This window comes from Weissella kandleri (assembly GCF_001438705.1).
In the GTDB taxonomy this organism is placed as follows: domain Bacteria; phylum Bacillota; class Bacilli; order Lactobacillales; family Lactobacillaceae; genus Weissella; species Weissella kandleri.
On the sequence record NZ_JQBP01000003.1, the window covers coordinates 273,261 to 284,704 of the forward strand.

Genomic DNA, 11,444 nt, shown 5'->3' on the forward strand with positions numbered 1-11,444 from the left:
TGGTGACCTCCTATTAATCTAACGTTACGTCCTCAAAATCAACTACCGCCGTCACGTTTTCTTGATTAGCATCGTTGATTTGGTCCGCATTTTCTTGCATCGTTGCATAAACCTCTTCACGCTGTGATTCCGGCTTGATATCGATTGAATAACTAGTTAACTTAGCGGCTAAACGAGCATTTTGTCCACGTTTTCCAATGAAAAGTGAAAGTTGATCATCAGGTACCAAGACGGTCACCCCACGTTCATTGCTTGGATCAAAGATAACCTCCAAAACTTCCGCTTTTTCTGTTGTCTTCAAGGCATTCACAATAAATTCGGCGGGTTCTTCAGACCATTGAATAATGTCTAAGTTTTCCCCTGATAATTCAGAAATTACTGTTTGTACGCGGGCACCACGTTGACCAATCAAGGTTCCAACCGCATCTAAGTTTTCGTTATATGAAACAACTGCGACCTTTGACCGGTCCCCTGCTTCACGCGCAATCGCCTTAATTTCAACGGTTCCGTCTTGTACTTCCGGAACTTCCGCTTCAAACAGACGCTTAACCAAGTCAGGCGCAGTCCGTGAAACAAAGATTTGTGGTCCGCGCTTATTTTCTTGCTCAACTTCAGTTAACAAGACTTTAATCAAATCACCATTCCGATATTGTTCATTAGGCATTTGGTCGCTTTGCTTCATAGCTGCTTCCTTGCCACCTGGCAATGTTACATATAAGTAACGATTGTCTTGATAAGCCACTTCTCCAGTAATGATTTCATCTAAATCATCTTTATATTCATTATAGACTTTCAAACGCTCTGCTTCGCGAACTTTTTGAATAATAATTTGCTTAGCTTTACCTGCTGCTAACCGTCCAAAATCTGAAGGGGTAATTTCAAACTTAATTTGATCGCCCACTTCATAGTCTTTATGCAGTTGGTGTGCGTCATGCAAAGAAATTTGGGTATTATGATTTTCAATCACGTCGCCTTCAACTACAATCTTCACTTGATAAACTTTAATGTTTCCGCGTTGCCGGTTGAATTTAACTTCAACGTTAGTCTCATTGTCATAATTTTCTTCGTATGCCTTTTCTAACGCTACTTCGATGGCGTCAACTAAAACATCAGTTTGGATCCCCCGCTCATTTTCTAAAGCATCTAATGCCGCTACAATTTCTTTACTCATGATTTCTCTCCATCTTAAATACTAACTTGTTTGGCTTTCGCAATGGCATCCCGTGGAACTTCCAAAGTGTGACCTGCTTCATCAACTATCACTAGCTTTTGCTCATCAAAGTCGACCAGTTCGCCCGCAAATTCTTTTTGACCATTAATTTTTTGGTAAGTTTTTACCTGAACTAACTTGTTTTTTGCCCATGCCAAATCTTCATCACTAACTAACTCCCGATTTTGATTCAATGCCATTTTGGCAGCCCGAATCTGATCAAAGGTAATGGTTAATTTTTGTCGTTTAGCTTTCACCGCATATTCCACAATAATTCCGTCAGTTAAAGTTTCCAACAAGTTCCCAATCAATTTTGAGCTACCGTCAATCGATTGCTTTAAATCAATTTCAATATTTTTACCTAAAGCCCATTGATAATCGCTCACTTGCTTTAAGCTACGTTCAGCACCGGGTGATGCAACATCTAACATATAAGACGCTGGAAATGGATCTGGTTCAATCCCATCTACTAATTCACCTACTAAATCAGTCAATTCTACCAAATCATCAATGCTAATCTGACCATCCTCACGATCAATTAATGTTCGCAGAACCATTTCAGAATCCATCGTTTCATATTCAACATCCCAAAGCAAAAATCCACGTGCTGCCAAGGCAGGCGCCAAAGTTGCCTTTACTTGATCAATGATGTCCAATACCTGTTACCTCCTTTATCAATAAGCTACCAAATCCGCTTCTCCGCTGATTTGCCTAAAAAAATGAGCGGTCCAGACTACAAGAGTCGGACCACTCAACTAAGAGCTTTAATTACAATTAATAATATACCATATCTTAATTCAGATGACAAGCTCAGCCGCAGGTACCAAATCGACTTAAACGCCTACTCTTAACCATTAGCTTGCACCGACAACCAGCTACTTACGCCTGCTTAAAATAATTCACGAGCACCGTTGCTGATTGCTGACCAGCTTGAACTACAAATTCATCGTATGACATACCAGCTTCCCCATTCGCGTTATCAGAGATGGCCCGAACCACAGCAAATGGTATGGCAAATTGATGCGCGACTTGTGCTACAGCAGCTCCTTCCATTTCACCAGCTAAAGCGTGTGGAAAAGCCTGCACAATCGCTTGCTTTTGTTCCATTGAATTAATAAAAGTATCACCTGAAACAATCATTCCATGTTGCACTTTTGTTTGTTGGTCCCCATAAGATTGTGCTAATGCCAAAGAAAGTCTTTCATCAGTAGAAAAACGAGCCGGTTGTTGTGGAACTTGTCCAAACTCATAGCCAAAGACACGTGCATCAGCATCAAAATAGGCTAACTCATTGGCGATCACAACATCCCCAACGTGTAAATCACCACCTAAAGCCCCAGCTGAACCAGAATTGATTAAATAATTTACTTCAAACTTAGTAATTAATAAAGTCGCCGTAACGGCCGCGGCTACTTTCCCAATTCCACTTTTAACCACTACCACTTCCGCCTGCCCTAAACGTCCAACGTGAAATGGCATTCCCTGGACTGTCATCACACTTTCATCTTGTAAGGCGGCTAAAATGCCATCCATTTCAGTTTGTTCAGCATTAATGATTCCGTAACGCATGCTTTAATCTCCTTTTTTACAAAAACTTTTACAAAAAAAATAAAATTCCCCAAGTTATCACAATTCCTAAAATCAACCAAATAATCACCCAATTTAATCGATACTTTAACCGCGCTGTTTTCCCCGTGGGGGTCAGTTTACGGGTAATGGGATCCAAATCAAACTTACCTTTATGCGTTAAGCGATTTTCCGCCCGCGTCAATGGTCGATTAATATCACCGCCCGATTGCCGTTTTAGTTGTTCAAAAGTTAACTCGGCTGACACTTGTTCAGCGCTGGGAGCTTTCTTATTCCAGCCTTTCAACAAATCCGCAAATTTAGTCCGAATATTTTCAAACATTTTTATCCCTTTCTCTGCCGCAAACTTTTCCAATACAAATAAGCCATATTCGTTTTAGCATCGTTGAGGCGCCCATCTTCAAACATCTGCTGAACCGTCGCGAAATCATACCAAACCAAATTCAAATTTTCATCACTGTCTTGAGCCATCTCATGTTGAACAGGTGTTAAATATTGCGCTAAATATAAATAAATTTTTTCATCGGCAAATCCAATCGAAGAATAGAACGCCGTAAATTGTTCCAACTTACCGGCCTGCAAACGCGTTTCTTCATTAAGCTCACGTTCCATCGCTGCCAGCGGTGTTTGATCGCGATCGTCCACCTTTCCCGCCGGAATTTCTAAGGTCGTTTGACGGATTGCAGCTCGCCATTGCTGCACCATCAACATTTGATCTTGTTCATTAAGCACTAGTGCAGCAACAGCTGGTTGATGATGGATAATTTCACGTTGCGCCTTGCGTCCATCGGGCAAACGCACCGTTTCTAAATGCAAATCCAGAATATGACCTTGATAAAGCGATTGGTCTTGTTCAACACTTTCTTTGAAGGATGCTTCATCATTACTTTCCTTCATTTTCATGCCTCATTTTCTCTACTAACGCTGCTTGTGGACCACGAACCCCTGGTACGACAACTAATTGAACCTCTTCGCCCACCGTTAGATTTTTTTCATACGCTTGGATTGCAGAAAAATGAACAAAAACATCATCTTCGCCTAGCGAACTAATGTACCCAAAGCCCTGTTGATCATTCCAAGTTTTAACTTCACCTTTGATTTTTTCCATTTTAACACCCTTCTATCTTTTTCATTTACGCAAAAATAAAAATTCCTAATATTAAACATGTCGCCAAATCAATAATCCGCCACCATTTTTTTAAAAAGCGCAATGGCGTATAGGTTCCCCTAACAAAACCTTGATAAATCAATAAAGCAATACCCCATAATAAAAACATGAGCCAGCCATACGGTAAAAATGATTGCTGCCATTTTTTAAAAGAAATTAAACCAATCTGCCACCACATCAACGGTGTCATTAAATCCAATGTATTAACCGCGCTGGGTAACCGGTGTGCGTAATGACTATGTCGGAAAATATATACAACAATCCAAATAATCACTAAAATTGCTAAACTTAATTTCCAGTCAATCATTGAAAACATGGCTCGGTCTCCCCACTTAAAATATTATTTAATTATAGCATGTTATACTACTCAAATTAAAAATCGTTTGTTACAATGAACCTCGTAATTGTTTTTAGGAAAGCAGGCCAATTCATGAAAAAGAAAGAAAAATCAACAATGGCGAAAATTCTTCAGGGCTTCGTTTACCTGATGCTCTTCCTCTCGCTGGCTAGTGCCTTTATTGTTGTATTACAAGTTGTTTACTATTAAATTAAGAAAAAGCGTTTAGCTAATTAACTGGCTAAACGCTTTTTCTATGCCTAGTTGAATCTTATTCTAATCTAATCAATAACCTCATTATTATTTTGCCTTTGCTTCTTGATTGGCTGCATCTAAAGGTTGCCATACGCCTGAAAAATCTAATTGAGTCTGTAATTCAGCTGGTGTATCACCGCTCACTACAACATTACCAACTGTTCCTTGACGCGTTGGTTCGGCATACAAAGTCGTTTGCCAATTAGGGCGAATCCCCCACTGTGCATATAAAACATCTAATTGTTCAACACTAAGTTCTCGATAAATGGCATAATTACCAACTTCAATCGGAAATAATGCCTGCCCTGTTAATGCGCGAATTGTTTGGGTAGCTAAGTCAAAATTACTTGTGTATTTTGACAAATACTCACCAACATTAATCCCAGGTACTAGATCATCAACATATAAATTACCTTCCGGCGTTGCTAAAAATTGAACATCAAAACCACCAACATAATCGATTTTATTCGCTAAATCGGCAACGGTTTCTTGAATGGTCACTCGCATTTCTTCATCAACTTCTGTGGCTAAATTCCATTGTTGAGTCGGTTGCGCGCGCATTTCAAGCAATGGATACTGGATCAAATTACCCCGTGTATCTCGAACCGCTGAGACCATCAAGGGCTGCGCATTTTCTAACCAATTTTCAACAATCAGCTGACCGCCATCAATTAAGGGCGCTACCAATCCAATTTCGTAAGCACCTTGAATTACATACTGTTTAGGCATAGGATTCGTCTTAAAAATAGATTTAACTGCGACCGGGTACCCCAAAGAACCCGCAGCTAAAGCGACTTCATCAAGGGTACTAGCCAATTTATACGGCACAATATTGATCGCATTTTCTTCAAAAAAGCTGCGTGACAGTGAATAATCTCTAGTTAAGTCTAACAACGCAGTCCCTTGAGGCAAGTTGGCTTCACCTAACTTATCCATCACTCGATCAGATAACCAAGCCTGATTATAAACGACGATGGTTGCTAACCCCACAAAGCTTTCCCACGTATCCGGACCAACCATTAAATAATCCGCTTCACCTTGTTTAGTTTCAGATTCTTTTTCAACATAAAGGGCGACTGTAAAGCCCATATTGTGTGCGGCTTGCATTAACTGTTGATTAGTTTGATTCAGACCAATCAACCCAATGACACTTCCTGGTAAAACTTCCATAGTCCCCTCCTATTGATCATATTGTTTCAATTGATATTCGTTGATTAAATTCATAATTTTTTTAGCATAGCCCGGATCAGTAGCATATCCGCCGTCAACTAATGCTTGCGCAGCTTCCTCTACATTCACCCCTGAAATCACCTTCGCATAGCGTTTCGGATTATCGCTGGTGCCATGAATTAATAAATCTGCATGATCTTCCATTGATGCTTGCCAAGAATCATATACTCTAAACGGGGCCTTCACTTCGATCCATTTACCATCCTCAAACTCGCTGGTTGTTAAGTTAACACTGCGCATTGATCCCGTAGCTTTAACACCAAAAAAGTTATTGTATTTATACGCTAACGTTGATTTACCCCAATCGGACTCTAAAGCCGCTTGAGCAATACTAATCGACGAGCGAATCCCCGTTTGTGTTTGAATATCTTGGGCTTCCGGGGCAATTCGTTGAATAAATTGTTCACGCGTCAACTGATTCATCGGTAAATTATTAACATCTACATTGGAGTTAAAATAATTTCGATTCGTCAAATCTGAAACTTTACCAATTACAAGTAAGAGAATAAACACTACAACAAGTACTCGGCCTACTTGCAACCGCCCTTTTTTAACAAAAAAGGTACTAAGCTTAAATTTTTTAATTTTTTTCATTAGCCGATTCTGTCGTTTTCCCATTACTACCTCTATAATTTTAATACTTTAATCATCATATTCTTTAATTCTTTATTTTACCATATCGAGCATAAACTTGTCTTAATCGAAGTAATCAATATTATTCTCAACCAAATACGGTTTAATGTCTTCCATCATCACTGTATCACCTAATTGTTCAGCAGTAGTATACGCCCTTAAATATGCCCGACATGACTCTTTGCGTTCCTTTTTAATGCTTCGTAGCTTACCTTCTACTAAATTAATCCGAATTAATTCATTGGTCAGCGTTGACTTGGAAACAAAAGACTTGGCTTGAATTAAAAAATCCTCTGCTGTTGAAATTGCTTCCTGAGCCAGCGCTAAATCAGCACTTTGTCGATAAATACTAACAATCAAATCATTATTTAAATTATTTTGACGATTCCGACTATTCAAGAAATTACGAACCTTTTTTACTGCGATCCGATTACAAAAACGAGCTTTTTCAAAATCTTCTAATTTAATCCAAACTTCGGTCGTCACCATCTCAATTTCTAATAATAAATTTTTCTGAGTCTGTGAAACCGCCACACTCGCATTTTGTAAATCATTCAAAGCACCAAAAAAATTTTGTTGACCAAGTTCTAACCTTGCATGTAACGTATGGTAGAGAGGTCGGGCTTCATCTGGCAAATATTTTAAATTACATTCTCTCTTTAATAGGCGCCGAGCAATATCATAATCACCATTATTAATAGCTTGCCGTACTGCACTTAAGTTTAAATAATTTGGTTCTTCCAAAGACACAATTTTGTCTAAATCAATTTGCAAACGATGACATATGTCAGTGAGGATAACCATACTTGTAACATGGCCTTCGCTCTCCATTCGCGATACTAGTGACTGATGACAGATACCCTCAGCTAACGCCCTTTGGCTTAAGCCCATTGCTTCTCTTTGGTGTCTCAATAAATCGCCTCTGATAATCATCGCCTTCCCCGCTCTCCTTAAAGATATACCTCAGTATATGAGGCTTTTTATTTGAGCACAACCCTTAAAATTAAAATTTTTCTCATCAAATATTGTTACAATGAAATTAATCATGTAATCTACGTTAAAAATTGAGGTTTCAAGCGCTATGATCGCATCCATAAGTCTTGTCATTAAAGTATGAACTATTTGTGAACACCATGTTGATGCGTTTTTTATTGTGAATCATAATTGTTTTTGCTTGCTGGAGCCAACCTAGTATGGTTCATATATTCTAACGAGTTGCTATCGCAAAGCATCGACTCACCATTCACCACAAAAGTTATGACTAGTATATCGTAATATTGGTTTAGAAGTGCCATATTGAGGAAAAAAATTGGTTCACCTTATCTTGAAGATCTTTTCTGTCGATATTGCTCAATATATAAATCAACGAACAACTCTTTAGTCAGTAAATATCTTTTGAAATACCCAGCTATTATAGCTTTTATCGTTTGTAATGTCTCTAGATGGATATCAAAATCATTGAAAGATAAATAAAAAATCGCCCTAACAATTCAGTCAAAGCGCACATACTAGTAATAGCAAAGTTATATATTGAGGAAATTCTATTTGTGGTCGATTGAATGGTCAGTAACATTTAAAGAGTCCTAAATAACTTTATACCAACGATTTAATTGTTGAACATTAACATAGTATATTTTCACTCCAATTTATGTAATATTTAAAATTATCACTTCAGTTTGGGCCATAACAGTATCAAATGATATTACGCACTGGCGTATTTTTTGTTTTATAAGGATGGTCGTATTCATTAACACATTCCATTTTATATAAATTCAAAAAACTGATTTGTCGTAGCTCTACGGCAAATCAGTTTTATTTTTGAATACATCATTATTTAATACTTTTATTTATTAATCAGTCATATCCGTTCCATCACGAACGATTGCACTATCATCTAAAATTCCTTGTTCGCTATCAATTATTAACCCACCAAAGGAAGATAATCGTACAGTCATTTGATCGCCTAAGTAGGATTTAGCGTAGCCTTTCACCGGTATCTTGCCATAATTAGAATCGATTTCCAAATCAAACCATGGTAGTAACGGTTGATCATCGCGCAATATCAGTATAACTAATGAATTTTGCATCGCACCTTCAGCTGTAACAGAGTATGGTGAAACTCCATCTTCATACATCAACGCAATTCTGCGGTTTTCTGTTTTATTTAAAATAGGATCAATTCTCTTCATAGCATCATCAGTAAAATTAATATACATATCATTGACCTCCTAATCTATAAATAAATTATACAACTTTTTACAAAATAAAGGACAACTTCAATTATCATAGCTTTCAAGGATAAATTTTTTCAAAATTACAATTTTAAAATGTAAGAGAAGTTTTGCATTTTGTTACACTCACTTATTTTTAAGCCATGGGCTCGTTTTTGGCATAATAAAAGTGCTTAGAAACATTTACTAAACGCTTATTAATCTAAAGTTTTTACGTTGGTCACTTTGCGTATGTTGTAACCTTTGCCGTCCTTAGATCTTTTTAATGATTGATCTATCCTCTTCCAAAAAGCTTTATCTGGCTTAAAAACATTAAAGATAATTTTGGTCAGTCGTTTGGCAACGTCTGACTTTATCCATAGATGTTGCACCTTTTTCACCATTCAAAAAACGCCTGAATTTAATCAGACGCTACTTATTTAATATTAACAATTTTCCTTCTTTAACTATATTTTTTAAAAAGTTAATTTGATTTGAAATATGTAATTTAATTTTATCTTGATTTAATCTTTTTATTAAATAAACACATCCTAATGTAAAAACGCTTGATAATAGTGTATACATTCCAATGTAATGATCCATTGATTCTGGTATTACTAACATAAGTGGCGGAAAAGCATACACAGCTGGTAACGTGATTTTAAAGATCTTTAAAATTATATAAATTAACGGTAACATCCATAAAATATACACATCATTATCCGTAATCATAATATGACTAACGACTGACATATATGCAATAGTCGTTAAAATCATTACTTGCTTTATAAAGTTACCCTTTGTATATATATCTTTTTGAATTACTTCTAACAACAATACCAATACAGGTGGAATTGCAATCATAATATCTATTCCAATTGAATGAACTAAAAATGACCATAATAATAAAATAACCAAATATTGACGGATTTCATTATGTTGTATTGGCTTTATTTTGTCTTCGATATTTTTATGACTTCCACTTATCAAAACACCAAGCATTAATAGTCCTGTCAAAAAAATAACTATTATAATAAAATACCAGTGATTTGTATTAGTAATAATCGGCAGTAACCCCGTTGCAAATGCAGGTGCTAATCGCGACTTAGCTATTTTCAATACTAGTAACATGAGCATTACTATTAAAATAATTTTCAAAATATAATCCATATTAATTAAATTAACACAATAACCCATCAAAGCAGTAATAGATGGTATTATTACAATTTTGTATGGACTTACTATCCAATGACTCTCTTTTATCCCTAACACACCTACACATAATACTGCAAATTCTGGTAAAACTAGGTGTATATCTTTAGTTTTAGACGACAAGAGCACCATCATCACTACAAAGATATATCCTATTAAATAATTAAATAATTCATTCTTTATTATCTTCATATTATTTTTTCCTCTTCTACGAAAACACAATAAAATAAACTATACGCTAATTCTCCCTTTAAATAAACACCAAAAAAGCAACAACCTAAGTTGCTGCTCTTATATTAATCTTTATTAAACATTCCTTTGATTTTATCAACGGCGCCATCAATATTATCTTTATTATCTTCAATAAAACCTTCGGCCTTGTCCTTCAAATCATCAACGTTAACGTCATGTAGTGCATCTTGTGCTTTATCCTTAATGTCATCAAAATTCATAATGCACACCTCCTTATAAATTATCAGGCTTACATACCCTATAATATTATAACAAAAAAATTAAAAACCTAAGTCAATACTTTAAATTATAGTAAGTAAGAATTTGCACCGTACAGATTGAAGCATCGTATTTTTTCTAATTGAGAAAGGTAGAGCTCATTTAAGTGTCTTGTCACTCTCTACTTTTACCTATTTTACCATGCAAGCGTCTCATACATTCATAATATCGCTGTAATTGAAATTAATCTTCATTATGTAATTTCTTTTCTAATTTTTTCCGCTTTAAGTCAATAGATTTTATCTCATTTGTCTTTCTGATTAATTGTATTTATGTTAGTTGATAAATATTGGAACGTTATTTTAATTACAACTAAGACCAAAGCCGGTAATCGTGTCGTAAGACTCAATAAACGAACCATAGACGTGCTTAAACATTATCAAGCTTCAATTCTACATCAATTCTTAAAAAACGGTCAGAAGGCTACTGGGTTGGTTTTTACGAAAGACGACCTACAACTCTTACATCAATTTTCAAAATCCTAGAAAATGATGCGAAAATGTAACTAAGAAAGTTAATCTTCCTAGAACTAAAATTCACGGCTTCAAACACACTTATGCCACATTTTCAGATCAAACTAGAATAAACATCAAACAATTACAGTATCAGCTTAGCCACGATGATGTTTTAACCGAAGATATGAAAGCGACCACTGCGGATCTTTTTATTAGTTTAGTTAACTTATAAAAGTCTCAAAAAAATACACACCAAAAATACACAGTTGATGTGTATTCGGTTCAATTTAGTTTGATTCACTTATATGTATAAATAAAAGAAACCCCACCATATCAACAATTACGTTGATATAACGGGATTTAACATTCATTAATTTTTGATATTACGGAGACAGAGGGATTCGAACCCTCGCGCCAGTTTCCCGACCTACACCCTTAGCAGGGGCGCCTCTTCAGCCTCTTGAGTATGTCCCCAAGCATGTTTAAGTACAGCTTAAACAAATGGGCCTGACAGGACTCGAACCTGTGACCTCTGCGTTATCAACACAGCGCTCTAACCAGCTGAGCTACAGGCCCAAAGAGCGGACGACGGGAATCGAACCCGCATTCCCAGCTTGGAAGGCTGGAGCACTAGCCA

Annotated in this window: 14 protein-coding genes and 2 tRNA genes; 1 reads left to right on the plus strand and 15 read right to left on the minus strand. The window is 36.5% G+C overall.

Features of this window, described 5'->3' with window-relative positions; genetic code table 11:
• Positions 1 to 13: 13 nt before the first annotated feature.
• The 7 genes from nusA to IV73_RS04530 all read right to left on the minus strand — a co-directional run bounded on the left by nusA (position 14) and on the right by IV73_RS04530 (position 4,281).
• Positions 14 to 1,171 carry a transcription termination factor NusA gene (gene nusA, locus IV73_RS04500; protein WP_057755467.1) on the minus strand — a complete coding sequence of 386 codons (1,158 nt, stop codon included), beginning with the start codon at positions 1,169 to 1,171 and terminating at the stop codon, positions 14 to 16.
• A 14-nt stretch (positions 1,172 to 1,185) separates the two neighbouring features.
• A complete protein-coding gene (locus IV73_RS04505; protein ID WP_057755471.1) occupies positions 1,186 to 1,866 on the minus strand; it encodes an LSm family protein in 681 nt (226 codons plus the stop codon).
• 223 nt (positions 1,867 to 2,089) lie between these two features.
• Positions 2,090 to 2,779 carry a 5'-methylthioadenosine/adenosylhomocysteine nucleosidase gene (locus tag IV73_RS04510; protein WP_057755474.1) on the minus strand — a complete coding sequence of 230 codons (690 nt, stop codon included), beginning with the start codon at positions 2,777 to 2,779 and terminating at the stop codon, positions 2,090 to 2,092.
• Positions 2,780 to 2,807: 28 nt separating this feature from the next.
• Complete coding sequence (locus IV73_RS04515; RefSeq protein ID WP_057755476.1) at positions 2,808 to 3,119, minus strand: hypothetical protein; 312 nt, start codon at positions 3,117 to 3,119, stop codon at positions 2,808 to 2,810.
• Positions 3,120 to 3,121: 2 nt separating this feature from the next.
• Positions 3,122 to 3,694 (minus strand): NUDIX hydrolase, encoded by a 573-nt coding sequence (locus IV73_RS04520; RefSeq protein ID WP_083485550.1) that lies wholly within the window; start codon positions 3,692 to 3,694, stop codon positions 3,122 to 3,124.
• A complete protein-coding gene (locus tag IV73_RS04525; protein ID WP_057755478.1) occupies positions 3,681 to 3,905 on the minus strand; it encodes a cold-shock protein in 225 nt (74 codons plus the stop codon). The genes IV73_RS04520 and IV73_RS04525 overlap by 14 nt, the downstream gene beginning before the upstream one ends.
• A gap of 25 nt (positions 3,906 to 3,930) precedes the next feature.
• On the minus strand, positions 3,931 to 4,281 hold the full coding sequence (locus IV73_RS04530; protein WP_057755481.1) for a DUF3397 family protein: 351 nt from the start codon (positions 4,279 to 4,281) through the stop codon (positions 3,931 to 3,933).
• Between the two features lie 114 nt (positions 4,282 to 4,395).
• Between IV73_RS04530 and IV73_RS06625 the strand changes: the two genes are divergently transcribed.
• Positions 4,396 to 4,512 carry a DUF4044 domain-containing protein gene (locus IV73_RS06625; protein WP_157049541.1) on the plus strand — a complete coding sequence of 39 codons (117 nt, stop codon included), beginning with the start codon at positions 4,396 to 4,398 and terminating at the stop codon, positions 4,510 to 4,512.
• Positions 4,513 to 4,602: 90 nt separating this feature from the next.
• Here the strand turns inward: IV73_RS06625 and IV73_RS04535 are convergent, their stop codons facing one another.
• From IV73_RS04535 to IV73_RS04570, 8 genes are all read right to left on the minus strand, one after another.
• Positions 4,603 to 5,727, minus strand: coding sequence for an ATP-grasp domain-containing protein (locus IV73_RS04535; protein ID WP_057755484.1), 1,125 nt, complete (start codon positions 5,725 to 5,727; stop codon positions 4,603 to 4,605).
• 9 nt (positions 5,728 to 5,736) lie between these two features.
• Complete coding sequence (locus tag IV73_RS04540) at positions 5,737 to 6,405, minus strand: glycoside hydrolase family 73 protein (RefSeq protein WP_057755485.1); 669 nt, start codon at positions 6,403 to 6,405, stop codon at positions 5,737 to 5,739.
• Between the two features lie 78 nt (positions 6,406 to 6,483).
• A complete protein-coding gene (locus IV73_RS04545; RefSeq protein ID WP_057755488.1) occupies positions 6,484 to 7,353 on the minus strand; it encodes a helix-turn-helix domain-containing protein in 870 nt (289 codons plus the stop codon).
• A gap of 917 nt (positions 7,354 to 8,270) precedes the next feature.
• Entirely contained in the window at positions 8,271 to 8,636 is a 366-nt protein-coding gene (locus tag IV73_RS04550; RefSeq protein WP_057755490.1) for an iron-sulfur cluster biosynthesis family protein, read from the minus strand.
• Positions 8,637 to 9,062: 426 nt separating this feature from the next.
• Positions 9,063 to 10,034 carry a hypothetical protein gene (locus IV73_RS06770; protein ID WP_057755494.1) on the minus strand — a complete coding sequence of 324 codons (972 nt, stop codon included), beginning with the start codon at positions 10,032 to 10,034 and terminating at the stop codon, positions 9,063 to 9,065.
• Between the two features lie 104 nt (positions 10,035 to 10,138).
• Positions 10,139 to 10,294 (minus strand): hypothetical protein, encoded by a 156-nt coding sequence (locus IV73_RS06630; RefSeq protein WP_162258961.1) that lies wholly within the window; start codon positions 10,292 to 10,294, stop codon positions 10,139 to 10,141.
• 899 nt (positions 10,295 to 11,193) lie between these two features.
• A tRNA-Ser gene (locus IV73_RS04565) sits at positions 11,194 to 11,281 on the minus strand.
• Between the two features lie 28 nt (positions 11,282 to 11,309).
• Positions 11,310 to 11,383 (minus strand) — tRNA-Ile (locus IV73_RS04570).
• Between the last annotated feature and the right edge of the window lie 61 nt (positions 11,384 to 11,444).

Coding starts and splice junctions, on each gene's coding strand:
- IV73_RS04550 (WP_057755490.1), bottom strand. CDS start 8,636: ATGTATATTAATTTTACTGATGATGCTATGAAGAGAATTGATCCTATT.
- IV73_RS04545 (WP_057755488.1), bottom strand. CDS start 7,353: ATGATTATCAGAGGCGATTTATTGAGACACCAAAGAGAAGCAATGGGC.
- IV73_RS04540 (WP_057755485.1), bottom strand. CDS start 6,405: ATGGGAAAACGACAGAATCGGCTAATGAAAAAAATTAAAAAATTTAAG.
- IV73_RS06770 (WP_057755494.1), bottom strand. CDS start 10,034: ATGAAGATAATAAAGAATGAATTATTTAATTATTTAATAGGATATATC.
- IV73_RS06630 (WP_162258961.1), bottom strand. CDS start 10,294: ATGAATTTTGATGACATTAAGGATAAAGCACAAGATGCACTACATGAC.
- IV73_RS04535 (WP_057755484.1), bottom strand. CDS start 5,727: ATGGAAGTTTTACCAGGAAGTGTCATTGGGTTGATTGGTCTGAATCAA.
- IV73_RS04525 (WP_057755478.1), bottom strand. CDS start 3,905: ATGGAAAAAATCAAAGGTGAAGTTAAAACTTGGAATGATCAACAGGGC.
- IV73_RS04520 (WP_083485550.1), bottom strand. CDS start 3,694: ATGAAGGAAAGTAATGATGAAGCATCCTTCAAAGAAAGTGTTGAACAA.
- IV73_RS04510 (WP_057755474.1), bottom strand. CDS start 2,779: ATGCGTTACGGAATCATTAATGCTGAACAAACTGAAATGGATGGCATT.
- IV73_RS04530 (WP_057755481.1), bottom strand. CDS start 4,281: ATGTTTTCAATGATTGACTGGAAATTAAGTTTAGCAATTTTAGTGATT.
- IV73_RS04515 (WP_057755476.1), bottom strand. CDS start 3,119: ATGTTTGAAAATATTCGGACTAAATTTGCGGATTTGTTGAAAGGCTGG.
- IV73_RS06625 (WP_157049541.1), top strand. CDS start 4,396: ATGAAAAAGAAAGAAAAATCAACAATGGCGAAAATTCTTCAGGGCTTC.
- nusA (WP_057755467.1), bottom strand. CDS start 1,171: ATGAGTAAAGAAATTGTAGCGGCATTAGATGCTTTAGAAAATGAGCGG.